Below are 24087 nucleotides of genomic sequence, written 5' to 3'. Positions count from 1 at the left end.
ATAATGAGTGGTCGGTTGAAAAGAACAACAATTTACCAAGAATAATGCTGCATACGCACACAATAAAAACCGAAAAGTTAGTGCTGATCACTTTAATTGAACAATTACGTATAAATAGTAAGCATAATTTCAAACAGGTACATACATTGCCTTAATTGCACTATTTCGATGATTGTATTGCTCCATTACTTTGCTATAAAACAACCTAGTTAAACAACAATGATGAGTTAATGATGCAACATCTGAAATTAGCAAATGTCCCAACTTGTCTTCTGTCAATATCGCACCAATTATCGCTTGATTATTTTTAAATCCGACGTATAAGTCGTGTTGATCAGATAAAATAATTTGAGCAAAAAATTCTAACACAAACTCTTGTTCGCGTTTGTCTTCCCATTGCAATGCTTGCAGCTGAGAAAACATGACAGTAAGCCGATGAAAGTCGACCAAATACAGATCATCGAGCAAACTAGAATCTAACCCATCATCTACATCCAATAGTTTGTAACTAATGGTATTTTCGTGTTTGATATACAGATCACGGCCAAGAATACTTTCAGGTGTAGGAAAGGTAACGTCAACTTGACTTAGTAACCATTGATGTTTTTTGTTAATTAGTTGCGTTAGTTCTGACATAGATTTTGGAGACTCTTGTTTTGAAGGCATAGATATTTACGTTCTCTTATTGAATCATTGCTCAAATATCAGACAACTTAGCATTACCCACACCATCAGAAAAATTTGAGCGGTATCGTCAAAGCATACCTACCCTAAAAATGAACAACAAGTACTTCATTTCATAATGGCTGAATCTCAAACTGCCGCACATTAATTGTAATTGACTTTAACTCAGTGTGATAAACTCTGCTATTAAATTGACTTGTAGGGATTGAAGATGAAAAAACTCCTTGTAGCTTTGGGCTTAACAACCGCACTATTAGGCTGCTCAGATAATGAAGTTGGTGATGTTTCTTTAGGTATTTTCACTATGAAAGACATCAAACTTGATCACATGAGTGATCCTATCGTAACAGGTGTTACTTGCCATGTGGCCTCAATCGAAGCAAACTTTAGCCTCTCTGATCCTAGTGATAGCTCTATAGCTTGTCGACAAACCGGTGAAATAACCGCCGATATGATAGCGAAAATAGATAAGAGCACATCTGGCGATGTTATCTTGACGAAATCAAAAAGTATTTTCTTTAAAAATATGAAAGTTAGACGTATTTACGATTCAGAAAATCAAACCCTACTCTATTTATCGTATACAACCAAAGAAACAGAAGGTAGTTTCAAACACAGCCTATCTACCGTGCCATTGTGGGGAACTAAGGCTTATGTAGAGAAAGGACAACAGTAATTATTCCGACTTTGCTTTGCTGCCTTCAAAGATTAATTAACAAAGATCGATTTACAAGTTGTTAGGTAGAAAAAGAAACATGAGCTAGAAAAGGTTACTGTCCTGTCATTATGACGTAACCTTTTTAATACATGTGTCTTGTCTGAAATATATTATCTTAAATATACTGTGTTGTTATCCAAACAGCCGTAATGTTGTACACCTAGTTATCATTAGTTATTAGTTATTAGTTATTAGGTAAAATCAGGGTCACTTGAACTCGTCGATTACAAGCTCTACCTTGAACCGTTTGATTGCTGCAAGCCGGCATATACTCACCATAACCACGAATATAAATGTTCCCTGAATTAATAGACTGCCGCAACAATACAGATTTAACCTCTGCTGCTCTCCTCTCAGATAGACGCTCATTATTTTTCGTTTCGCCTGTATTATCGGTATGCCCATTAACAATAACTTCGATACTCTTATAATCAACCAACACTGCCGCTAATTTATCTAACCAACTTATGGCCGTTCCAGATAAATGCGCAGAACCAGTTGAGAAATTAATATTTTCATTTAACTCGAGCATGGTATGGCTGCCAGAATAAACATTAAAGCCAATATTCTGTTGTGACAAATAACCAGCGAGTAAATTCATTTTATTCATGCTTGTTGGCTGAATTGATCCCGACATAGCATCAGCTCCCGTGGCAGTCGATGTACCGGCCCACTCAGGATGTTTTAATTGGTATTCACTTTGTGGTGCTGTGTCCAACCTATTTATCTGATCAATGGTTGCACAACCCGTCAATAGGAGAATAATTGCATTAACTATCAATCTCATTTCATCACCAAAGGCATAATTTACATTTAACTTAGACAGATTATCGGCACGATTCAGATTTTCTTGATGAATTATCGATGACTTTGTTTATCTTTTATCATTTTTGTTAGAGGTTTCTTTTATACATCGAAAACAAACGGTAGTATTACCATCAAAATTAAAACTAGGTCTAATGACATGTTAAAAAAAATCACTTACTTCTTGATTACAATCTGGATAACACTCTTTATTACTGCTTGTAGTGACAATAGTAGCCCACAATTGGGAAAACAATACGCTTTGTTGGAAAATGATTTAACCGATTTAACTCTAGATCCAATCACCGAAGTTTTTTCCTTAACTTGCGGCCATTGCTGGAACATGGAAAAATCGATACCTGAGATTGAATCACAAACCGAGCAAAAAGTTGGTAAAGTTCACGTTACTTTCAATAAGAATGCCCAGACTAGCGCACTGCTTTATTACTCGGCGGTAATGCAGTTAAATACCGCTCCGAGTCATCAATTGATTGACCAACTCTTTTCAGCTGTTCAGGCTAAAACCGACACAACTGCACAACAAAAAGAGATCATTGAAAATGTCTTTACCACTAACAATTTAGTGAGCCCATATGATTTTGATAGCCAACAAGGCACTCAACTTGCTAAATATATGCAGCTTGCAACGACCGTAACCAATAAAGCAAATATTAACTCCGTACCGAGCTTTATTATCAAAGGTAAATATCTGCTGATCACCGAGGGTCATCAAGATATTAGCGACCTATCTAAGACAATTAATTACCTACTTTCTCAACCTGAATAAAGGATTCCCTGTGTCAAAATTCACTCTACCTATTATTATTTTTCTTCTGGCAGCATTTTTTATCTATCGCACTTGGAACAACAATAAAATTGTCACTGCCAACACATTAATCGGGCAGACTTTTCTCGAAAAAAATGCCCAAACGGAAGGCGTTATAACGACCGAAAGTGGTTTACAATATAAAGTATTAAAACAAGGCACAGGCACCGAACACCCGACTAAAACGAGTAAAGTGCTTGTTCATTACCATGGAACCTTAATTGATGGAACGGTATTTGATAGTTCGGTTGAACGTAATGAACCTATTTCGTTTGGCCTAAATCAAGTAATTAAAGGATGGACCGAAGGTGTTCAATTGATGGTAGTAGGCGAAAAAATTCGCCTGTTTGTTCCGAGTAATCTAGCGTATGGAAAAGGAGGAACCGGTCCTATTCCTCCAGCTTCCGTACTTATTTTCGATATTGAACTTCTCGAAATCAAATAAATACTTCCTCAAATAGACAGAGTTGTCTTACTACACAAGATGACTCTGTATTTATATTTTACCTAGGAATAGCCATGTTAAAAATTTCAAATAGCGTAGAAATTGCCGATTGGGAAATTCAATTAACCGCGATACGCGCACAAGGTGCTGGGGGACAAAACGTCAATAAAGTATCCAGTGCCATACACTTACGTTTTGATATAAAACATTCAACGCTACCTGATTTCTACAAACAACGCTTGTTGAATAGTAAAGATGGCAGAATAACTAAAGACGGCATCATTATTATTAAAGCGCAACAATTTCGAACCCAAGAAAAAAATCGCGAAGACGCACTTAACCGCTTACAGCAACTAATACTCTCAGCAATACAAATTGACAAACCAAGGCGTGCAACTCGCCCCACACGCTCCTCACAAAAAAAACGCGTGGACACAAAAGTGTTAAAAGGACGCACTAAATCATTACGACAAAAAGTTCGAACAGATAGATAGACAGATAAACTCCATCTGCTATCTACATACGCCTGCTCTTAGTTTGCCACCATTGCTCACGCTGCTCTTCATTTTTAAATGTCCAAGCAATAAATCGACTCACTTTCTGACCTTGACTCATTGTAACTATCTGAATTTCGGCCGCGCCAAGTTTAACCAAATTCTTTTGCATCCAACGAACATTGTCTTTTTTTGAAATCAATGTAGAAAACCACAGCACTTGTTGTGCATATTGCTTGCTTTCAGTTGCCATTTTGTTAATAAATTCGGCTTCTCCTCCCGAGCACCATAATTCAGCTTTCTGACCACCAAAATTAAGCGTTGTATTAAGCTTATTTTGTTCATTCGGGGAAGATGTGCTTCGTTTTGACCGGTTTTTCTTCAAATTATTCAGTTTACGCTCAGTACCAGATTGTGCGTCTTGCAAAGATTTATGAAATGGTGGATTACACATGGTTACATCATAAAGCTCATCCGCTTGAATGATGTTTTTAAACATATATTGATGATCACTTTGCAATCGACATTCTATTTGATCTTTTAGAGCACGGTTGTTCTGCACGATCACATTGGCACAAGATATTGATACTGGATCAATGTCGCTAGCGACATATTTCCAATTATAATCAACGCAACCAATAATTGGGTAAATACAATTCGCTCCCAGTCCAATATCGAGCGCCATGATTAACGAATGATCTAAATTAGGATTATCTCTTTCTAATAGCTCTGAAAGTCGATGAACATAATCTGCTCGTCCTGGTATTGGAGGACAAAGGTACCCTTGAGGAATATCCCAATACGTTACGTTGTAATGAAAAATCAACAATGCTTTATTAAGCAATTTAACCGCAACAGGATCAGAAAAATTGATACTTTTACCACCATGTGGTGGTTCAATCACATACTTTTCTAATTCTGGTAAGACTTGAATTAGAGCACTAAAATCATAACGTCCAATATGCTTATTTTTTTTGTGTAAACCAGCGGCTTGTTTAAGTTTAACAATTTTAGTGGTTGTTTTTTCGGTGTTTTTCATTAGCTCAAAACTACTAAATGAGTATTTTGTAATTTATAACTCATAACGCATTTTATCTCCAATACAATCTTCGTTATTTACCATGCACGGTAACCTATAAATTATGCGTTAACATAATCTTATGGCCAATAGTGCAAGCCTTATTGACGTTGGATGATCGCATTAACGGCGTGTTCAAAATCAGAAAAGTAATAATAGTCGCCAACCAAGTTTAATATACCGCCTTTGGCTAATTTTTTATCGACACGAGGATTAGCCCCAGTGAGCATGACTCTAATGCCTCTTGATTGAAGCGCTTTAATTACTTTTTCTAAGGCTTCAATTCCTGTGATATCAATAAATGGTACCCAATTGAGTCTTATAATTAAATACTCTGGCTGAGTGACTGTTGCAAGCAAAGTGCTTTCTAAGCTATCTACTGCTCCAAAAAAGAATGGTCCATCAACATTATAAATCAAGGTACCTTTCGGCAAAGTCGTTGCACCATTTCGACGCCTTTGCTTATTTATTTCATCGGATGTTTGTTGTGACACCTCAACGCTTGATGCCATACGACGCATGAAATGGAGAATAGCAAGAATAACACCAATGTTTACTGCCACGACAAGGTCGGCAAAAATGGTTAAAGCAAACGTGATCAGTAACACCGCAACATCTGCTTTGGGTGCTGTACGAATCATTTTAATAAAATGATTTGCTTCACTCATATTCCACGCAACAACAAACAAAATTGCCGCTAACGTTGCTAAAGGAATATTGTCTGCCAATGGTGCCAAAACAACAACGATAAATGCCAGTGTAATAGCATGAACAATACCTGCAATAGGGCTATTCCCACCATTTCGGATATTGGTGGCTGTTCTCGCAATCGCGCCTGTCGCCGCAAAACCTCCAAATAATGGCGCAACTATATTTGCTATCCCTTGCCCAACTAATTCTTGATTTGAGTTATGTTTACTACCGACCATTCCATCAGCGACGACAGCAGACAACAATGATTCGATGGCACCTAACATCGCAATAGCAAATGCAGGACCAATAAGGTTAATAACTTGACCCCATTCGAAATGCAATGGTTCAAAAGTAGGGAGCCCTACCGGAATGCCACCAAATGCGGTACCAATGGTTCTTATTCCATCAAATTGAAATATTGCTTGAATCGATGTTGCCAAAACTAAAGCAATCAACGGTGCGGGAATTTTTTTAGTATAAGGCATTTTCGGCGCTAAAATTAATACCATGAGTGATAACACGCCAAACATTGTGGTCGTTAGATGAAGCTGAGGCAACATTTGTACTAAGTGAGCCAGTTTCTCGTGAAAATGTTCTCCTGACACAGCTTGTAAACCAAAAAAATCTTGCCATTGACCAACCCAGATTACTACCCCAATACCCGTCGTAAAGCCTACAATAACCGGCGCTGGAATAAATTTGATTATTGATCCTAACTTAGTCAGCCCAAAGATGAATAGTATAATACCAGCCATCAGAGTGGCTATTTGCAAGCCGATAACACCATGCTCTGCGGTTATACCAGCTAAAATGACGATAAACGCACCTGTTGGTCCGGCGATCTGAACCCGACTTCCACCGAAAAGAGAAACCGCGATACCAGCAATTATTGATGTATATATGCCTTGTTCCGGTTTAGCGCCAGATGCTATAGCAAAAGCCATCGCTAATGGCAGAGCAACTACCCCAACAATAACCCCTGACAATACATTTTTTAACCAATTGTTCTTACTTAATAACCCAGCTTTATACGCTTCTTTAACCGCTATCATGCTATTTACCTTACACCACGACTTAATTTTAAATAACTCATTCTTTAAATAACCAATCCTATAACATTGGACGTGCGCGACTATAACAACGATGTCATGCTGACATTATGATCAAAGCTAAATAAATGTTGGTCTACGTACTAATGGCAACATTTAAATACCATTTCCAATTCATGTTTGTGGATAGTTATTAAGAAATTTATCAGTAACCGAGTAACTTAATATCCATTCCAAAGTTGTAATTAGTGACGTTCATCGCTGTTAAATAATGAATCAATATGATTAGATGGATAATTAAAAATGGGGCCACTGCTTCTTAAAACGCTAAAAGTGTACTCTCATCAGAATTACCTGTATACAATAGATAAAGCACCTAATATTATATTTATATTCAAGTGTTAACTAAATTTGCTCTATGTTGAACAGCTTTTATGTCGAAGGATAATGACGACAAGACTGTGTAATCAAATTTGACAGGTATAACTCATAAACAGCAGTACCTGAGACGGTAATAACAACGGAAATAATAATGAAAGTAACCACAAGAACACTCCCTGCGCATAAACACGTTGCACTCGTTGCACATGATCACTATAAACCAGAACTTTTGCGTTGGGTTAAAGAAAACAAAGACAAACTGCAAAGCCATTTTTTATATGCCACTGGCACAACGGGAAGTATGCTAAGCAAAGAAACAGGATTAGCCATTAAAAGTATGATTTCTGGTCCTATGGGAGGAGATCAACAAATAGGCGCACTTATCGCAGAAGGAAAAATTGATATGTTAATTTTCTTCTGGGACCCATTGAATTCTGTTCCACACGATCCCGATGTAAAAGCATTGTTACGCATTGCCAGTGTATGGAATATCCCTGTTGCAACTAACCGGGCTTCAGCTAAATTCCTATTTGAATCCAAATTACTGGAAGAAGAAGTGACCATCGAAATTCCCGATTATCAATCTTATTTATCCGACAGGACCTGATTTAAGATAGATGTGATATACGATAGATTATCAACAAGGAGCCAAAAGGCTCCTTGTTAGTAGACAGCTTGGATCAGCGGCTAAACTCAATCAATTTGATTTACAATAGCGTAATCAGCACTCAACAATTCAGTGATAAAAGGTGATGGGCTAATATTATACGTGATCCAAACTTGTTGCTTTGCTCGAGTCATTGCCACATAAAATAGTCGTCGTTCTTCCGCAAAAGGATAATCATCACTACTTTCACAGAGCACACTATTTAAATGTCTTTGTCGAGTTTTTGCAGGCAACTGCCCTTCATCCACTGATAATATAAATACATAATCAGCTTCTTTACCCTTACTGGCATGGCAAGTCATGAATTCAATGTTTAAATGAGTAAAGGTACGTTTCCAATCACTCAATAAATCAGGTTTATGGCTATGATTTCGACCTAATAGTAAAACAGATTTTTGGCGATCGGCTATTCTATTTAACTGATCCAACCATTTTTCAATCTTTTTAGCATGACAGATTGTTACGCAATTTTGTTGTTGAAGATGAACACTCTCAAATTCTTTCTCGAGCTGATTCGGATTTTGCTGAATAAATTGATTAGCAACATCTGCAATTTTAGAATTAAACCGATATGTCATATCTAAACTGTGTATTGAGGAGCTAGCAAATCGTTGCGCAAAACCTGTGGTTAAATCGACATCCGACCCAGCAAATTGATAAATTGATTGCCAATCATCCCCCACCGCAAACAACGATGATAACGTCTCCCCTTTTTGGTTACGACATAACGCTTCTACTAGAGCAATTCTATCTGGTGAAATATCTTGGTACTCATCAACCATGATATAGCGCCACGGAGAACAGAATTTTCCTTTCACAATATACTCTGTGGCTCGAGTGATCATGGTATAAAAATCTATATGACCGCTCTCTTTAAGCATGGCTTGCCATGCAACATAACATGGCCAAATTAGAGATAGTTCACTATTTAGTTTAGGATATTCGTCTTGGTCAATTAACTGTTGCTGCAGATATTTTTTTGAACGATGAACACTGCACAATTGATCTAACTGAGTCTCTATCCATGCTAACAATTTACTGTTCTCAGACTGAGATGCTAATTCCTCATCACCTTGGAGAAAAGCTATGGGCCAAACAGATAAATGCTTACGCCATCTTTTTAAATTAACATCTTTAGTCCAATGATCTTTCAACCAATCACTACACCATTTTCTTTTTAATTTCGAATCAGTCGCATAAGGGCTTAACTGTACATTGTTATCTTCAACTGTGTTGATAATTTTAAGACCAAGTTGATGAAAAGTATTAACCGTTACTGCCGTTGCGCCCGATCCAATTTTATTCTTTAGTCGTTGCTGCATTTCTTTGGCTGCGTCTTTGCCAAATGCCAGCATAAGAAGTTGCTCTGGTTGCGCTAAGTGGCTTTGTAGCAAATAGGCAATACGAGCCGTTAGCACACTTGTTTTTCCAGTGCCTGCACCAGCTAAAATCAAATTATAATCGTTATTGAGTAAAACAGCATGTTGCTGCGAAATATTGAGCGGTGAAGATTCGATCTGAGAAAATAGCACTTCCCAATTAACTCTTTCATTTTGAAGCCAAAGCTCGTTTCTTTCATCAACCACTGTTTCAATATCAACCAGCCAAGGTAAAAGTTCATCCATCAACTTAGGTATTCTTTGCTCAGCGTCTTCCAACGATAAATTCATCTCGTTCAATTGCCGTAAAACCTCATCTCGCCAAACGTATACTTGAGAATCTGGTAAATAAGCTGGCTGTTTCTTCAAAATATTGAGTTCTTCTTGCCATTTTGGTTGGCATTGGTTTAATTGCTTACATTGCTGGTTATGCCATTGACGGTATAGATGCGTTGCTTGGCTAGCAAATTGCTTGCAATTTTGCCAAGGTAAACCTTGAACAATCCATGCTGTAAAATGTGATTCCGTTACATAGGAATTAAAAGTCAGCGTCCCCCATACCAGCCCTCTCTCAATGACCACTTCGCCATTCCACACAGAAAACGGGATCCTTTCTTCTTTATCATTCGAAGAAATCACCAAATAATTATCTTCAATCGCAACTTGGTTGTATTGTTTTTGAATAAAAAACTGAGCATAGTCGCTCGCTTTTAATTCCATACCTTCTCCATTTATAACCGATATCCAATGCGTTAACACATGATCCGCGTTTTTACACAAAGCCAATATTTTTACACAATATTAACCTATTTACCTAAGATGAATCTATTAGCCCAAAATCAAATACCTGTCCCGAAAATACTTGCAGGTATTATAGAGCACAGTTAATGGTACTAATCTCACTGTACTATTGAGATAAAATAATAATTATTCACTTTTTGATTGATTTTTTAAGCTATTAACGCAAAATTGCTCAATGCATTCGTGCCAAACGTAAAAACCATTGAATTTAAATCCGTCCAATAAAAAGTTGAACTATCGTGCATATAAAAAGCAATATTCGTCGAGTTTGGGGCGACCCAGCGATAAATCATAGCGTTCTAATACTGATAACATTGCTTGGTGTCACACTACCATGTTGGTACCTCCAAAAACAAGACATGGCGACACTGCTTATTTTAGGTGTCATTGCAGCCGCTTTAGCGGAATCGGACGACAATTTTACGGGACGAATTAAAGCACAATCTTTAACTCTCATTTGCTTCGTAATCGCCACATTCTCAATCGAAATTCTATATAACAGTCCGTTACTTTTTGCACTAGGACTTTTTTCTTCTTCCATTGCCTTCATTATGATCGGCGCAATAGGTCCACGATACGCTAAAATAGCTTTTGGTTCGCTGCTCGTCGCCATTTATACTATGTTAGGCGCAGACACTAGCCCCAATATTTGGCATCAGCCAATTTTACTTTTAACAGGCTCTATTTGGTATTTTTTTGTTTCTACCATTTGGTTCAGTATCGCTCCACTTCGTCCAGTTCAGCAGAATTTAGCCAATGTATTTAAACAGCTTTCTATCTATTTAAATGCCAAACGATCATTATTCCACCCAAGCAATGAGTTAGTCCCTCAACCTTATCGCATTCAAGAAGCTAAACTTAATACTAATACGGTTGATGCACTTAATTTGTGTAAACAAACTTTTCTGTCTCGTTCTAAAAGAGGTTCGGTTGATGGACCCAGTGATCGGTTTTTAAAAATATACTTCTTAGCACAAGATATTCACGAAAGAATGAGTTCAACTCACTATCGATATCAAGATCTCGCGCATTCATTTATTCATTCCGATGTTATGTTCCGGTTTAAATATCTACTTGAATTACAGGCATTGGCTTGCTCTAAAATTGCCACTTGTATTAATTCGGGAGAATCTTATAAACACAGTGCTGAATCTAATCATGCACTTGAAGATATCCAAAAATCAGTCGCTTATCTAAAACAACAACCGACGACTAACCCAACCTCTTTACAGCAGTTGGGCTATTTATATCAAAACCTGATCACTGTGGAAAAGTTACTTTCTAATGTAAGTAATCCAGATGCGATACAAAATAATAGTGATGATACTTTATATGATACCGAAGCACATTCACTCAAGGATATGTGGTTAAGAATTAAATCTAATTTAACGCCGTCGTCACTTTTATTTCGTCATGCGGTCAGGCTATCTATTGCCTTAACTTTAGGTTACGGCATTATCCAGGTTTTTAATATTGAGTTGGGGTACTGGATACTTCTAACAACGCTGTTTGTTTGTCAGCCAAATTACAGCGCAACAAAACAAAAACTAACATCTCGGGTTATTGGCACGTTAGTTGGTTTATTACTTGGTGGGGTATTATTGGCACTATTTCCATCGGAGTTATATCAACTGATTATTATTGTTTTATCTGGTGTGGCATTTTTTGTCTTCAGAGCCAATAATTATAGTTACGCTACCGCATTTATTACCATATTAGTGTTATTTAGCTTCAATCAGCTAGGTGGAGGATATGCAGTTATTTTCCCTCGACTTACAGACACAGTCGTTGGCTGTTTATTAGCAGTCGGTGCAGTGACTTATATCCTGCCTGATTGGCAGTCGAAACGTTTACACAGTGTTATGGCTGAAACTATTGCGGCAAATAAATCGTATTTAGCACAGATCATTGGTCAATATCGACTAGGCAAGCAAAACGATTTAACTTATCGAATTGCACGGCGGCATGCTCATAATCAAGCCTCTTTGCTCAGTTCTGCAATCAACAATATGTTAACTGAACCCGGGAAATATCGCTCGTCCGTCGATGATAGTTTTCGATTTTTAACTTTAAATCACGCTTTGTTGAGTTACATTTCTGCACTAGGAGCGCACCGAGAAAGAATTTCAGACCAATCTACTCATTTACTCATTTTAAAAGCACACCGAGAGATACATTTTCTACTGGACTCATTACAACAACAGCTACTTAATGATTGTGAAGCGACCATTACAAAACAAAGTTACAGTGATATTGAATCAAAACTGTCAGAATGGCGTATTAACGAAGATGGGTCAGCGAATATGGTTTTACAGCAACTGCATCTCATTTTTCGGATGATGCCAGAGTTACAGTCCTTGGCGAATACTTTTGCTAAACGAACAAAAACGTAGACAGTGAATATTAAGGCATCGTCCTATTTGACATTACTTTGATGTAATCTGACACTGCTCTTACAATTCTTTCCCCTAACACAATTATATTTGCTAACAACAAAAACAACGAAATTCAACAACGTTATAGTATTTATAATTGGAGCGGATGATGGGACAAGAACAGTTTGAAGCACTACAAACAGAAGTTGCTCTATTATCACCACATCAATTGCAACAACTTCACGATGAAATTGAAGCAAAACTCGACGATAAAAAGCAACCTCTGATTAATGACGAGGAATTAGATTTAATTTTCAGTCTATTTAGGTAAATAAAATACACTCGCTACATCCGCAAAAATGATTTAAAATAATAGCCTTGAATAGTGCTTCCAATTTGTAATTCACATCATTTAATATTAGTCTTTACTGTGTATGGAAGGAAAATTTTATGGCTATTTCATCTCTGAATTCTGGCGTTGAACTGCTTAAAACATCGGATTTGCTAACGCAAAAAGCAGCAAGTGAGATAGCTGACGTATCCGAACCAACGGACTTACAGTTTAATAAAATTGATAGCCTTAATGAAAACAAAAACCTAATCCCGCAAAAACCATCTATGGAACAATCTATTATCTCTTTGCAGCAAGCGAATAGCTACAATAAAGCTGGAGCAAAGGTCATCCAAGTTTCTGATGAAATTATAGGTACACTACTCGATACTCATATTTAGAGGTTCAAAACTGCTACCCAAGTACAATGCGCAACAGTAATTGCTAAGGGAAAATATACTCCCAGTCCTTTTTTGATATCCAATAATCAATATCAATATAACTTATATACCTAAAACCATTCGAGTTGCATTAAGGCGATAAGCGAGTGAAGCCTCAGGAGTATAGGTAAACTATACAATTAGGGTGAACAACGCAGATGCCAAAGATACAACTTCAAGGGTAACAGGTATAAATAGAGCTATTAAATAACTACAATTAGCGCTAATCTACCCTATAAGTCGTATCGAAAGCTTTAGGGATTATGAGCATTAAAAATAATGATATAACGAAAATAAAAACGTATCTCGAAATGGGTATGCGACTGTCAGTCAAAATTAAGTTCGGCCCAAAAGATGAATACTCTTTTCAATGTAATCTCGTTGGACTCAAGGAAAGTCAGTTTTTACTATTAGATCTCAATCAAAAAACGGTTGAGGATTTAATTACTCGAAAAACTAATAATGTTGCGGTAATAGTACGTGGTATTACTAATACTGGATTAGGCCATATTATTGCATTCAAATCGCAAATTATTTCGATTACATCTCGCCCTACTTGGCTTATGTTTATACGTTTACCCTATAGCTTTGAAACTAAACCGATTAGATCAAGTAAACGTTTTAAGTTAACGTCATCTGTAACGGTTACACATGATGAACTAGAAACTCAAGGTACCATTTTAGATTTATCTGCATCAGGCTGTGGGGTATTTTTGTCAAAAGAAATAGAACTTAATAAAGATTCTACTTTATCCATAACTCCCGAACTAGAGCATTTTCCGGAACAAAATGCCCATTGTAAAGTAGCCAATGTAAAACGTTATAACGGAGGAATATTAGCCGGCTTAAAATTCGACAATGAGATTACAATTGATGACCAACTTAAATTGGAAATATTAGAACTCAGCCTTAGTGACACTGACTCAAAGTTTTAATGTAGATTTAAATAGTGCTCTTTATAATACATTAAAGCACTACGTAATGAGGTTTCTTTAATTGGTTTTATCAGCACATAATTAGCTCCAGCTTGTAAAAAAGCCAATTTCGTTTCAATAAATCCATCCGCTGTACAAGCAAATATAGGGGTTTGTAGGCCGATGTCATCTCTAATGATCTTAGTCGCTTCAATACCATCCATGTTCGGCATTTGATTATCCATCATAATCAGATCAAACGATTTTCGTTTCAACAATTCGATGGCTGAAGGGCCATCCACCACCCATTCCACTTGTAACCCATATTTTTCGCAAAGTGCCTTAGCAATAAACGCATTGGTTTTATTATCTTCTACCAATAACATAGTAAGTGGTTTTTCGAAAAGCGTAATAGTTTGATGTTGGCCAAGCTTCACCTTATTAATATTTTTGCTGCAAATTATTTCTACTGGGATCTGCAATAAAAAACAGGTACCAACATGCTCTTCACTAGAAAGACTAATTTGACCTTCGAGCATTTCAACCAATAACTTCACGATAGAAAGACCTAAACCACTTCCTCCATATTCTCGAATAGAGGTTTTTTCAGACTGAATAAACGGATCATATATGTTTTCTAGATTATCTTCTGAGATTCCAATGCCTGTATCACTGACTTCTATCGTTAGAATATCTGTTCTATTTTCATTTGATTCAACAGAAAATCTAACTTCGATCGACCCACTATGCGTAAATTTGACAGCATTACTAAGCAAATTAAATAATATCTGATTTAATCTTACTTGGTCAGATAATAATAAACTGTCACTATCGACCTGATTAACGACATTTAATGTTATGTGTTTTTCTTCACATAGTGGCGAATAGATATTTTTTATCGAATTAACAACACTGGCGAGCAAAAATTCATTTTTTTCTATTTTTAGTTTACCTTGTTCTATTTTAGAAAAATCTAAAATATCATTTAAAACCGCAAGAAGATGCTCACCACTTTGGCACAAAACATCTATTTTTTCTATTTGATCATAATTGCTAGCAGTTTTTCTCAGCAGTTGCGATATTCCCAATATTCCATTTAGAGGAGTCCTGATTTCATGACTTATTTTGGCCATAAAATCCGCTCTTGCACTGGCTGATTTTTCTGCTTCTATACGCGCTAAATTACTTTGCCTTTCCGCCTCAATTAGTGAAGTGATATCTAGGCCTTGACCAATAATAGTATGTATTTCATCGTCAAGTGAGATTGGCGATAAATTCCACGAATACACAACATTACTGATAGGAATATTTACTCCGGTCAGCACCGCTCCAGTAGACACCATTTTAATATGTGCAATAATTCCTTGTTGAAAAGTTTGGAAATTTTTATCTATATATACGCCGTTCTCCTGAAACGCTTTTTCTGCAGCTGGATTCATTCTAATAATATCGCCTTGATCATTCCAAACAAAAATAGGCGAAAGGGCAAAATTAAATAAATCTTGGAATAATTTTTCTTTTTCTAACAATTCAGAAAACGTGTGCTCTAGCGTATTACCAATATGGTCAAATTCTGAAACGATAGAGCCTTCAAATTTAGCGACTCTTCGTTCATCTCTAGCGATTTTAGCGTACGTCATCAAAGAAGCGAGTTCACTAGTTATTCTTTTTTGAATCAAAATTTTGGCTAAAAACGCAGTAAGAATAATCGAAAACAAAGAAAAAATAAGGCTGATCTTATAGTTATCTTCTAGTAATAAATAACTCTGATTATTCAGTAAAGAATAAACACTGATCGGACTTTCAACACCATCTATTTTTAATTTTATATTATTAAAAATTAATGCGTCACTATTGGTCAACGATCTTTTTTCTGATTCTTGAATCTGAACTAAAATATCCTCGTCAATAGTAACCGTTGAAGCTACTGGTTTTCCATGAGCCAGTAAAACGACTTCTTGAGTATTACTGGCCACCTTAAGGTTTTCAACTAAACTAAAATTATTATTTAATACAGTAATAATAAAAAGTTTACCTAAAACTTGACCAGAGACACTATTGATAAATGGCATTCTTCTAACTAGTAACTGCTTATCACCGGATTCCATTTCTAACGTAACAAAGTGCCAACTATCACTATACGCCACCGCTGAAATCAACTTATTCAGGTGGCCTTTATTAATACCAAAAAACGATGAATTACCATCATCCCATATTAAATTGTGCGACTGAGAAATAAATCGGAAATCGGGCGTATTCTTTAAATCAGCTTGATCTATGGACAAAAAGTAATCGTCTATCTGCAAGAATTTATTTTTCTCTACATGACTAATCAAGGTTTCACTTTTGGTCTGGCTATTCTGATTGGATTGCATGATACCTAAGCGATAATCAATTAAGTTTTGCAATAAAGCAGAAGTTTGAGTGACATTTCGTTTCATTTCTTGATTTACTGCAGTCGAACTAAATTGATAACTAAATCCTAACAGCAAGGCGATTAATAAAGTAAAAACGACAAAAATCAAGCGTGCAGTCCAGCTTGCCATTGAGCGAGGTTGAGTTTTTGTGGAGACAAATATCACTGGTCGGAGTACCTAAAAGCGTATTTCTTTAAACGATCGATTTTTTGTTGACTGTCTTTTTTGCTAACAATTTCAAAATGACCAGAATATACAGTAGGGACCTGTTTACCTTCGATGTCCCATTTAATCGCTTCAGCCATAGCCACTCCTGTATCATCATTCATCCGCATAACAGTGACATCCAGCTTTCCTTGTCGTATCAAATCAAGCTCATTAGCTCCTCCCCCCCAACCATTAACTTTAATGTGTTGTTTATTTAAATCTCGTAACGCTTCCAATGCGCCTAGGGCAACATCTGTAGAACACACATATAAAAAATCAACATCCGGAAATTCAGCGATAGCAGATTTTGCTGCAGCATAACCACTTTGCTTACTGGCTTTAGTATAAAATGAGGATTTAAGGTTAAATTTGTTTAAAGAAGTTTCTCGGACAGAAGAATTGGTGCCAGAAGAAGGGGTTGTTGATAAATTATCGACTAAAGCAGTAGTTTTTGACGCGCTATCTTTTTCAGACATAGCATCAATAAACGTATCCCCTCGAACATCGCTAATATAACCTTGTGAATAATACAACACCGAATAATCTGCACCTTCTGGCATTGACGACTTAAAATAATCCGCCAACGCCATACTGCCCAATAGATGATCAAAACCAAGGTATAAGAAAGGTTGATTTCCATCCCAGGCTTTAACTGGTGTGGTAATATTTTGTAGAATCAGTTTGACATTTGAGCTGTGTAATACATGTTCAATAAATTTTTTATGTCTTCCCGTATCAAGGGTAAAAATCAAATAGTCGGTATTTTGTGTTAACGCATTGTTTAATGACAAATTTTGTTGTCGAGCATCTAAATTGGGTCGAGTAAAAACCTGTTTCAATACATATTGAATATTTAATTCTTTTAAACGAGCTTCAAAAGCACGCATATTCCGTCGCCAATAATCAGACTCCTGCTCACCAGGATAAATTACCGAAATATCCACAGGTTGCTTTTGCATGATGGCGATAGGAGATGACGGTTGTTTGATGATTCTTGCTAGTTCATCGGTTAACTTTTTTTGTTCAGGGAATGTGTCTAAATATTCAGAATACTTCCAATAAGGACTCAGTATTTCAACTGAAAAGGCTTGTTGGGAATGCAATATAATTGACATAACCAATGCTAATAACGTAAACGTCCTATTCATTAAACACCCTGATTATATTTACAATAAACTTTTGAATTTAACAATTTTTTCTTTCTCTGCTTTTTTCATTTTCTTGATTTTGTACTCTAGTTTTAACGCCATACTTTTGTTTGCGAGTCTTTGAGACCATTCCAATATTAACGGCCCCTTCCCTCTCAACGCTTTTGCTCCTTTGCCTTGCTGGTGCATTTTAAAGCGTCTAGATAAATCATTAGTAATCCCACAGTATAGCGCGTTATTGTTATTCCTGATCAAATAAACCCACCAACAGTCATCATCAGTCGATGGGTTTATAATATTATCATTCGCAACCGAATCGGATTTTACATTGACCAAGATTATAGTAATTCTTCAATCAATTGACGAAGTTCAGCTACTTCATTTTTAAGAGCATGCATATCTTGTTCAAGCTGCTCAATTTTACTCGAATCTTGTTGCCTAGTAGCCTGACTACTGCCGTCAGATGAAACAGAAAAACTGGTTAAGTCAACTAAGCCACCAAATTGATGCATATAGCGTGACTCACGTTTGCCTGCTTCTCGAGGTAATTTTACTACGATGGCAGATTCTTGCGCTCCACTCGATAATACATCTAATACGCTTTCAGTCTCTTTTACATCAGTAAATTGGCATAGCCTATTAGTACGGGTACGCAGCTCTCCGGGAGTTTGTGCGCCTCTTAGCAAAAGACAACATACTATTGCTTTTTCTTGTTGTGAGAACTGGAAATCACCAAACTCTGTATTGCAAAAGCGGTGCTGATACTTCGATACTCGACTATTAAACGCACTCTCATCACTGACTAAACGTTTAGATATGAGCAGCTCTACTGCATCCATAACCTCGGCTTCGCTCAACGACATTACTGGTTCCCTGTTACTTTTTTGATTACAAGCGCTGGTTAAGCTATTGAGAGTTAAAGGATACAAATCTGGGGTTGTCGCTTCTTTTTCCAGCAAGCAGCCGATAATTCTTGCTTCTATTGCTGACAATTCGATTTTCATAATTTTTCCTTATTGATTCTGTAGACAAATTGATTCTGTAAACAGAATGTGAGCCTAGTCGTATTAAACTCAATCAATGTTCGATGTTCTACGTCGGCTAGTGTTCGCTATTACTCATTACTTTAATGAATTTCCCGTTGCCGTCAACGACAACGACCATGGTCTTATTGAGCTCTACCTCCAACAGAGATTGCCTTTCCCTTTCTTTCAAGTAAGCGTTCTGTAATCTGTCTGAGTGTTTTTTGTTTTCTACATCGTACATGGTAAAAGAAACCGTAACTTAATGAAATTATTGATTAATAAACAGTGCTAATCTTTGCTCTGTATGTTATCAGATATGATTAATCTGAAAAATTAATTTTCTTGATGCTGCCTATTCTCTTGTAGAGCCATTTCAACGCGAGTCAAGTATTTTACAATGCGTAATTTCTGTGACGAGCATTTACACAAATTGCAGTATTTTTCATATGACTGTGTTGAGATCCTCTGATATGCTTTATCTAGTAAATATCAAAATATTAAAGGTAGGAAGATACTGTTATGAATAACGTTTTTGAAATAGTTAATCAAGCTCGCCGTAAAAATAAACTGAAACGAGAACTGCAAGATAACGAAAAAAAAGTACGCGACAATACTAAACGTGTAGAGCTTTTGGATAATTTACTCGATTATATAAAACCTCAGATGAGTCGCGATGAAATTGTTCTTATCGTCAAAAATATGAAAGCAGATTATGAAGATCGCGTTGACGATTATATTATTCATAGTGCAGAGATATCCAAATCAAGACGAGACATCAGTCGACGTATTAGAGAATTAACAGAAGAAGATAAGCAGACTCAGGGTAAAAAGTAACCCGAAAGTAACAAGCAAAACCCTCACTCCTTTTAATAAAAACGCTTGCTCATTGCAAGCGTTTTTCGATCTAGATTGTTGCATCAGAATCTTAAAAAATGACTCTAATACTAGCAATTAATCATTAGCAGAGGCATTAAATAGCCATATATAACAGGCCAATATTATATTAAACGTTTGCGTAATCGCTAACGTTCTATTTTTACGTTTTACCTGTTTTCACTTCCTAATTAACTTGTTATATTCTTCGCCAGTTTATTAACAATACCATTCGAGGCACGGAGCTTCCTCGCATATCTCAAGAAGAGAAGAATGGGTGCCAGTTATTCGGCATTCTAAGAGGATTAAATAATGGAATTTACTATCATTGAAATTATGGGTTACATTGCTTCTATTATGGTCGCTATATCACTAACAATGAAAAATATCGTCAAGTTACGTATTCTCAACTTTGTTGGTTGTACTTTTTTTGTAATTTATGGCTTGATGATTAGTGCTACGCCAGTTGTGGTGACTAACGCTTTTATCGCCTGTGTAAATGTATATTTTTTGGTAAAGATGTATCAAAATAGACGCTTAGCAACATCAGTAGCTTAGTAAACAATAAAATCTCTAGCTTATTTACAAATCAATAACCACTGTTTGGATATTCATTTTTTTGTTTATGTAGACAGTGGTTGTCGCTAATTTTTATCACTCATAGTTGATAAAGAACGCCCGATAAGCCACTCCAGTTCTCTCTTACTCTGCTTACCAAATTTTCTATTTAACAACTTATAAAGCCGTTTTATACCGTCGCGTCGGATATTTTCCTCTTTGTCTTTTGCCAATATATGATGAAACAAAATTCGCAGAATGGCGTTAAATTCCGGTCTCGATAGTGATTGGATCCAACTCGCTGAAAATTGCTCTAACTGGCCATCTAAAGACAAGTACGATATGAATCTTTTGTATATTCTTCTATCCAACGCGACCATAAAATCCTTTTTTTTGGGAAAGTGATGACTTATGCCTGTTCTGGAAATACCTGTTTGTTGGCTTAGTGTGGTATAAGACATATTATCGTAACCTAACCTAAGTAATTGATCGGCGACAGCATCCAGAATTCTCTGTACTGTTATCTTTGTTTCAGCTTTACTTTTCTTGGGCATATAAAGTCCTAGTCTTACGTCTACTTTCTGTATTTGTTCTAAATATAGTCAGTCGTACCGATTGACTCAGGATAGAGGAATAATTGCTATTTTTGATTGGCATAAACGAAGTAATGCTTTTTTCATTTGCTAACAAGAGAAAATATGAATTATTTAAGTAAGGTTACTTTGCTGTATATTTTTCTGGTTATCTATCAAGTCACTAAGGTAAAATAGAGTGAACTAGAGTAAGAGGAGTCAACATGAGTAAACAAATAAACGACCTTAATGCAGAAAACGAACTATGTGAAGCTTGTGGCGTAACCGCTGAGGTTGGTTTTATTATTGCGGAAGGTGATGAAGTCGCCGAAGTATCCGTTTTTGGTGATTCAAAACAACGTATTGAAATTGAATTTGAAAAGTACTTGTCATTAGCAAAACAAGTTTGCCAAAACGTAAAATATGAAACCACTCCGTTAAATGATCAATCCACTGAACTACATGCTAAGTTCCAGTTTGAAGTAAGCGCAGAGAAACTGATTTTTGAGCTAAAATCTCGTTCTATCGCTTAAAAGATCAGGCAAGGCGAGTAAGGTTATCTCGTTTTGCCACTCTCTTTATTTGTGTGCCTTTTCATTTTCATTCAGCCATCATATTCATAGAGCAATAATTACAAAAGTGATATTTACCGAGTAATCACGGTCGATTTTAACCAGGAAAACCATTTATGTTATTTAGTCGCTGTGCTCTGCTAATACTATTTATTATCCCTTATATTTCTTACGCTGAGCACTTAGATCAATATAAAATACTTAATTATTTAGATAATTATGGCAACCTAAACCTGCGTAATAAACCTTATACTTCTTTGCCTACCGGACTAGAAGTCTTAGGTAATTTAAACATAGCAAAGACATCTATTAGCAAATTACCGCTAGGACTTATCGTAAACGGTAGCTTGGATGCATCGAATAGCAAACTAAAAACGGTAGCTCGTGGGGTTAAAATAGCCGGCTATGCTAATTTTATTGGTTCGAAAATTGAAACATGGCCTGCTGGTATTCGTGTTGGAGGCTACATGAATTTTACCGACACTAACCTTAAATCGTTGCCTGATAAGATGAAAGTAAACGGTGATTTAAGTGTTATTCGTACTCCGCTAAATCAACTACCTAATAATATCGTTGTTTCAGGAAATTTGTATATTGGTGGTTCAAATATCACGACGTTCCCCGAAACTATGACCGTAAAAGGCAATATATTTCTTGGCGGTAATAAAATTACTGTATGGCCTAAAAATTTGCAGTTAGATGGCGCTGTCGCTAAATAAGCACACTATTTTTTGTTATAGACAGGGTTAGCGTACATATTTATTAAGACCCGCTTTGCTCCATCATTAAGTTGACAAAGTTTGCTATCAAAATCTTGTTTTACGTTATCTGTCACTGATTGATCTTCTATACCTGCTGCATATAGATTGACAGGGTACAGTGTGTATAGTTGACGTATTTGAGTATCTATTTCATTTGCAAGTGCTTCTGGCGTTTCAAATTCATCATCAATTACTTCTCCAAATTTTACCGACACACGACCTTTGTATCCTACAATTCCTTTTACAATACTTTCAATATCTTCAAATTCAGATTTTTGATAAGTCCCACGACAATTTTTTTCATCCAGCTCGTTCGCTTTATCGAGGTCACACGGGTCATTTTCATATGAGATAGCTACTGGAACTATGTTCAATGATTTCGTATGGTCAGCAAAACTTACTTTGTTCTTGCGTCCTTCAACATGAAACATTTTCAGTATCGCTGGATCCGTCATATCGTTGCCATCTTTGGCTCTCCCTTCACGCTGCGCAATCCAAATTGAATTGCCGGTATCAAGCGAATGCTTTATGTAAGACGAAAGTTGACCAAGTGCTTTCATGAGTTCTCTAGGCGCTCTAACTGACCGTTTAACAATAAAACTCTTATTCAATTTCATTAGTTCTGTCGCACAGGGTTTTTTTAATAAATTATCACCAATCGCAATCCTGACAGTTTTATGTTGACTGTGATGCAACCCATAATTAATCAGCGCAGGATCCATTGCAATATCCCGATGATTTGAAATGAACAAATAAGTCTTGGTTGGATCTAATGATTGCAAACCTTCAAAATTTACGCCATCCGTCGTATCTTTTAGAACTTGGCTCAAGTACTTTTCCATTTCAAGCTGAACATCTTGTACCGTCCTAAGTTTTCCCCATTTATGCTTTAACAACAATTTAACGACAGGCGACAAGCAATATCTTAACCAAGCAGGCTTGGAAGAAAAACGGTGCTTAAGGATTGCACTTACAAACTCTTGATCACAAATTAGGCGATTAATTGCCGCGCTAATTTCTGAATCATTATAAGGCCGAATATCTTGGTAAATATCTTTTTGAACAGTCATATTCTTCTACATCATTTCGAAAACGTGCTAATTCTACGCATACTTTGCGATACATTCAGCAATAGTATAATTAATAAGTTCAAGGTCAGACCAGAACTCCAATGCTCATTCTTACTATCTCAGTCAAATTTTCTATATTGGCTTTACAATCAATTAGAGGTAACCTAGCGACGATTAACTGGAGCTCATATGAACTACTCTATACAATTTGAATTGATTAATAACCCTTTCATGTCTATTTCTGCGAGGAAAAAAACATTAAAACACCAGTTATTTTACTTATCTAGTGGTATTTTACTGGTTAAAATAGGGAAACATGAATACGCAGTAGAAAGCGGTCAATATTTTTGGATTCCTGCCAACTGTTTAGTCTCAATAACAGCCTTTCCACTGTCTAAATATTCTAAAGTAGAAATTTCACAAAGACTAAATGAACCTTTTGCGACACAAGCTGGGTATGTTTCTGTCCATTCCATTGTTACAAATGCCTTTGAACTATTAGCCAAAACAAACCTGGCTGCCGATTACAAAAAGGTATTACTTCAAGTAATTAAACATGAAGCGACCAATATTAAGCCAAAGCTCACCATTACAGACCTTAGCCAGAGCATTGCACAAGGTCGTTCTCAAATAAGCAAGGAGAACAGCATGGCACTAAAATTACGTGAAGCACGGAAATCCATTCTTTCAGGACAGAATAAATCATCTATTGCGCAGCAAGCATTCAATATGGATATTGACGAATTTGATGTTCTTTGCCAAGCGATATTGGGTGAACGACTGTAATGAAATCGATAGTTTGTCG

At 36.5% G+C, this 24087-nt stretch carries 26 protein-coding genes; 14 read left to right on the top strand and 12 right to left on the bottom strand.

The features are described 5' to 3' along the window. Positions 1 to 129: 129 nt before the first annotated feature. A complete protein-coding gene (locus ACLKML_RS01110) occupies positions 130 to 666 on the bottom strand; it encodes a hypothetical protein (RefSeq protein ID WP_413283255.1) in 537 nt (178 codons plus the stop codon). Positions 667 to 895: 229 nt separating this feature from the next. Between ACLKML_RS01110 and ACLKML_RS01105 the strand changes: the two genes are divergently transcribed. Then, on the top strand, positions 896 to 1360 hold the full coding sequence (locus tag ACLKML_RS01105; RefSeq protein WP_413283254.1) for a CreA family protein: 465 nt from the start codon (positions 896 to 898) through the stop codon (positions 1358 to 1360). 226 nt (positions 1361 to 1586) lie between these two features. Here ACLKML_RS01105 and ACLKML_RS01100 read toward each other — a convergent pair whose 3' ends face one another. Continuing rightward, positions 1587 to 2189: an OmpA family protein gene (locus ACLKML_RS01100; RefSeq protein ID WP_413283253.1), complete on the bottom strand. Its 603-nt coding sequence runs from the start codon at positions 2187 to 2189 to the stop codon at positions 1587 to 1589. Positions 2190 to 2366: 177 nt separating this feature from the next. Here ACLKML_RS01100 and ACLKML_RS01095 point away from each other — a divergent pair, with 177 nt between their 5' ends. The 3 genes from ACLKML_RS01095 to arfB all read left to right on the top strand — a co-directional run bounded on the left by ACLKML_RS01095 (position 2367) and on the right by arfB (position 3971). Beyond that, positions 2367 to 2993 (top strand): thioredoxin domain-containing protein, encoded by a 627-nt coding sequence (locus ACLKML_RS01095; protein WP_413283252.1) that lies wholly within the window; start codon positions 2367 to 2369, stop codon positions 2991 to 2993. A gap of 10 nt (positions 2994 to 3003) precedes the next feature. Continuing rightward, positions 3004 to 3477: an FKBP-type peptidyl-prolyl cis-trans isomerase gene (locus tag ACLKML_RS01090; protein WP_413283251.1), complete on the top strand. Its 474-nt coding sequence runs from the start codon at positions 3004 to 3006 to the stop codon at positions 3475 to 3477. Between the two features lie 74 nt (positions 3478 to 3551). Next, a complete protein-coding gene (gene arfB, locus ACLKML_RS01085) occupies positions 3552 to 3971 on the top strand; it encodes an alternative ribosome rescue aminoacyl-tRNA hydrolase ArfB (RefSeq protein ID WP_413283250.1) in 420 nt (139 codons plus the stop codon). 22 nt (positions 3972 to 3993) lie between these two features. Here arfB and rlmF read toward each other — a convergent pair whose 3' ends face one another. Beyond that, positions 3994 to 5010: a 23S rRNA (adenine(1618)-N(6))-methyltransferase RlmF gene (gene rlmF, locus ACLKML_RS01080; protein ID WP_413283249.1), complete on the bottom strand. Its 1017-nt coding sequence runs from the start codon at positions 5008 to 5010 to the stop codon at positions 3994 to 3996. 140 nt (positions 5011 to 5150) lie between these two features. After that, positions 5151 to 6794, bottom strand: coding sequence for a SulP family inorganic anion transporter (locus ACLKML_RS01075; RefSeq protein WP_413283248.1), 1644 nt, complete (start codon positions 6792 to 6794; stop codon positions 5151 to 5153). Between the two features lie 529 nt (positions 6795 to 7323). Here ACLKML_RS01075 and ACLKML_RS01070 point away from each other — a divergent pair. Beyond that, complete coding sequence (locus ACLKML_RS01070; protein WP_413283247.1) at positions 7324 to 7779, top strand: methylglyoxal synthase; 456 nt, start codon at positions 7324 to 7326, stop codon at positions 7777 to 7779. Between the two features lie 86 nt (positions 7780 to 7865). On the opposite strand, the gene helD is transcribed toward ACLKML_RS01070, so the two are convergent. Further along, positions 7866 to 9938, bottom strand: coding sequence for a DNA helicase IV (gene helD / locus ACLKML_RS01065; RefSeq protein WP_413283246.1), 2073 nt, complete (start codon positions 9936 to 9938; stop codon positions 7866 to 7868). 320 nt (positions 9939 to 10258) lie between these two features. On the opposite strand from helD, the gene yccS reads away from it, so the two are divergent. From yccS to ACLKML_RS01045, 4 genes are all read left to right on the top strand, one after another. Then, positions 10259 to 12412, top strand: coding sequence for a YccS family putative transporter (yccS, locus tag ACLKML_RS01060; protein WP_413283245.1), 2154 nt, complete (start codon positions 10259 to 10261; stop codon positions 12410 to 12412). A gap of 148 nt (positions 12413 to 12560) precedes the next feature. Further along, the gene (locus ACLKML_RS01055; RefSeq protein ID WP_413283244.1) at positions 12561 to 12725 is read left to right on the top strand and encodes a hypothetical protein; all 165 of its coding nucleotides are present in this window, start codon (positions 12561 to 12563) and stop codon (positions 12723 to 12725) included. 119 nt (positions 12726 to 12844) lie between these two features. Beyond that, positions 12845 to 13126 carry a hypothetical protein gene (locus ACLKML_RS01050; protein ID WP_413283243.1) on the top strand — a complete coding sequence of 94 codons (282 nt, stop codon included), beginning with the start codon at positions 12845 to 12847 and terminating at the stop codon, positions 13124 to 13126. A gap of 302 nt (positions 13127 to 13428) precedes the next feature. Then, positions 13429 to 14100 carry a PilZ domain-containing protein gene (locus ACLKML_RS01045; protein ID WP_413283242.1) on the top strand — a complete coding sequence of 224 codons (672 nt, stop codon included), beginning with the start codon at positions 13429 to 13431 and terminating at the stop codon, positions 14098 to 14100. On the opposite strand, the gene ACLKML_RS01040 is transcribed toward ACLKML_RS01045, so the two are convergent. From ACLKML_RS01040 to ACLKML_RS01020, 5 genes are all read right to left on the bottom strand, one after another. Further along, positions 14097 to 16661 (bottom strand): LuxQ periplasmic sensor domain-containing protein, encoded by a 2565-nt coding sequence (locus ACLKML_RS01040; RefSeq protein ID WP_413283241.1) that lies wholly within the window; start codon positions 16659 to 16661, stop codon positions 14097 to 14099. The two genes, ACLKML_RS01045 and ACLKML_RS01040, sit on opposite strands and share 4 nt — an antisense overlap. Continuing rightward, a complete protein-coding gene (locus ACLKML_RS01035; protein WP_413283240.1) occupies positions 16658 to 17851 on the bottom strand; it encodes a substrate-binding domain-containing protein in 1194 nt (397 codons plus the stop codon). The genes ACLKML_RS01040 and ACLKML_RS01035 overlap by 4 nt, the downstream gene beginning before the upstream one ends. Positions 17852 to 17869: 18 nt before the next feature. Then, a complete protein-coding gene (locus tag ACLKML_RS01030; protein ID WP_413283709.1) occupies positions 17870 to 18145 on the bottom strand; it encodes a GIY-YIG nuclease family protein in 276 nt (91 codons plus the stop codon). Between the two features lie 44 nt (positions 18146 to 18189). Beyond that, a complete protein-coding gene (locus ACLKML_RS01025) occupies positions 18190 to 18855 on the bottom strand; it encodes a YceH family protein (RefSeq protein ID WP_413283239.1) in 666 nt (221 codons plus the stop codon). Between the two features lie 97 nt (positions 18856 to 18952). Further along, positions 18953 to 19117, bottom strand: a complete 165-nt coding sequence (locus ACLKML_RS01020; protein WP_413283238.1) for a hypothetical protein — start codon at positions 19115 to 19117, stop codon at positions 18953 to 18955. A gap of 278 nt (positions 19118 to 19395) precedes the next feature. On the opposite strand from ACLKML_RS01020, the gene ACLKML_RS01015 reads away from it, so the two are divergent. Further along, entirely contained in the window at positions 19396 to 19710 is a 315-nt protein-coding gene (locus ACLKML_RS01015) for a DUF496 family protein (protein ID WP_413283237.1), read from the top strand. 351 nt (positions 19711 to 20061) lie between these two features. After that, entirely contained in the window at positions 20062 to 20307 is a 246-nt protein-coding gene (locus tag ACLKML_RS01010) for a YgjV family protein (protein ID WP_413283236.1), read from the top strand. A gap of 86 nt (positions 20308 to 20393) precedes the next feature. Here the strand turns inward: ACLKML_RS01010 and ACLKML_RS01005 are convergent, their stop codons facing one another. Beyond that, entirely contained in the window at positions 20394 to 20861 is a 468-nt protein-coding gene (locus tag ACLKML_RS01005; RefSeq protein ID WP_413283235.1) for a TetR/AcrR family transcriptional regulator, read from the bottom strand. A 242-nt stretch (positions 20862 to 21103) separates the two neighbouring features. Here ACLKML_RS01005 and ACLKML_RS01000 point away from each other — a divergent pair, with 242 nt between their 5' ends. Together ACLKML_RS01000 and ACLKML_RS00995 are read left to right on the top strand one after the other, a co-directional pair. Continuing rightward, a complete protein-coding gene (locus tag ACLKML_RS01000; protein ID WP_413283234.1) occupies positions 21104 to 21412 on the top strand; it encodes a DUF406 family protein in 309 nt (102 codons plus the stop codon). 155 nt (positions 21413 to 21567) lie between these two features. Further along, positions 21568 to 22170 carry a hypothetical protein gene (locus ACLKML_RS00995; RefSeq protein ID WP_413283233.1) on the top strand — a complete coding sequence of 201 codons (603 nt, stop codon included), beginning with the start codon at positions 21568 to 21570 and terminating at the stop codon, positions 22168 to 22170. 5 nt (positions 22171 to 22175) lie between these two features. On the opposite strand, the gene ACLKML_RS00990 is transcribed toward ACLKML_RS00995, so the two are convergent. Next, positions 22176 to 23282 (bottom strand): 1-acyl-sn-glycerol-3-phosphate acyltransferase, encoded by a 1107-nt coding sequence (locus ACLKML_RS00990; RefSeq protein ID WP_413283232.1) that lies wholly within the window; start codon positions 23280 to 23282, stop codon positions 22176 to 22178. A 189-nt stretch (positions 23283 to 23471) separates the two neighbouring features. Between ACLKML_RS00990 and ACLKML_RS00985 the strand changes: the two genes are divergently transcribed. Beyond that, positions 23472 to 24068: an AraC family transcriptional regulator gene (locus ACLKML_RS00985; RefSeq protein ID WP_413283231.1), complete on the top strand. Its 597-nt coding sequence runs from the start codon at positions 23472 to 23474 to the stop codon at positions 24066 to 24068. Positions 24069 to 24087: the final 19 nt, after the last annotated feature.

The sequence above is a fragment of the Vibrio sp. MA40-2 genome (genome assembly GCF_047302445.1).
Taxonomy (GTDB): Bacteria; Pseudomonadota; Gammaproteobacteria; order Enterobacterales; family Vibrionaceae; genus Vibrio.
This window is presented reverse-complemented; position numbering and strand designations above follow the sequence as displayed.

Coding starts and splice junctions, on each gene's coding strand:
- ACLKML_RS01095 (WP_413283252.1), top strand. CDS start 2,367: ATGTTAAAAAAAATCACTTACTTCTTGATTACAATCTGGATAACACTC.
- ACLKML_RS01000 (WP_413283234.1), top strand. CDS start 21,104: ATGAGTAAACAAATAAACGACCTTAATGCAGAAAACGAACTATGTGAA.
- arfB (WP_413283250.1), top strand. CDS start 3,552: ATGTTAAAAATTTCAAATAGCGTAGAAATTGCCGATTGGGAAATTCAA.
- ACLKML_RS01045 (WP_413283242.1), top strand. CDS start 13,429: ATGAGCATTAAAAATAATGATATAACGAAAATAAAAACGTATCTCGAA.
- ACLKML_RS01025 (WP_413283239.1), bottom strand. CDS start 18,855: ATGAAAATCGAATTGTCAGCAATAGAAGCAAGAATTATCGGCTGCTTG.
- ACLKML_RS00995 (WP_413283233.1), top strand. CDS start 21,568: ATGTTATTTAGTCGCTGTGCTCTGCTAATACTATTTATTATCCCTTAT.
- ACLKML_RS01110 (WP_413283255.1), bottom strand. CDS start 666: ATGCCTTCAAAACAAGAGTCTCCAAAATCTATGTCAGAACTAACGCAA.
- ACLKML_RS01015 (WP_413283237.1), top strand. CDS start 19,396: ATGAATAACGTTTTTGAAATAGTTAATCAAGCTCGCCGTAAAAATAAA.
- ACLKML_RS01105 (WP_413283254.1), top strand. CDS start 896: ATGAAAAAACTCCTTGTAGCTTTGGGCTTAACAACCGCACTATTAGGC.
- helD (WP_413283246.1), bottom strand. CDS start 9,938: ATGGAATTAAAAGCGAGCGACTATGCTCAGTTTTTTATTCAAAAACAA.
- ACLKML_RS01075 (WP_413283248.1), bottom strand. CDS start 6,794: ATGATAGCGGTTAAAGAAGCGTATAAAGCTGGGTTATTAAGTAAGAAC.
- rlmF (WP_413283249.1), bottom strand. CDS start 5,010: ATGAAAAACACCGAAAAAACAACCACTAAAATTGTTAAACTTAAACAA.
- ACLKML_RS01005 (WP_413283235.1), bottom strand. CDS start 20,861: ATGCCCAAGAAAAGTAAAGCTGAAACAAAGATAACAGTACAGAGAATT.
- ACLKML_RS01100 (WP_413283253.1), bottom strand. CDS start 2,189: ATGAGATTGATAGTTAATGCAATTATTCTCCTATTGACGGGTTGTGCA.
- ACLKML_RS01050 (WP_413283243.1), top strand. CDS start 12,845: ATGGCTATTTCATCTCTGAATTCTGGCGTTGAACTGCTTAAAACATCG.
- ACLKML_RS01070 (WP_413283247.1), top strand. CDS start 7,324: ATGAAAGTAACCACAAGAACACTCCCTGCGCATAAACACGTTGCACTC.
- ACLKML_RS00985 (WP_413283231.1), top strand. CDS start 23,472: ATGAACTACTCTATACAATTTGAATTGATTAATAACCCTTTCATGTCT.
- ACLKML_RS01020 (WP_413283238.1), bottom strand. CDS start 19,117: ATGTACGATGTAGAAAACAAAAAACACTCAGACAGATTACAGAACGCT.
- ACLKML_RS00990 (WP_413283232.1), bottom strand. CDS start 23,282: ATGACTGTTCAAAAAGATATTTACCAAGATATTCGGCCTTATAATGAT.
- ACLKML_RS01010 (WP_413283236.1), top strand. CDS start 20,062: ATGGAATTTACTATCATTGAAATTATGGGTTACATTGCTTCTATTATG.
- ACLKML_RS01035 (WP_413283240.1), bottom strand. CDS start 17,851: ATGAATAGGACGTTTACGTTATTAGCATTGGTTATGTCAATTATATTG.
- ACLKML_RS01055 (WP_413283244.1), top strand. CDS start 12,561: ATGATGGGACAAGAACAGTTTGAAGCACTACAAACAGAAGTTGCTCTA.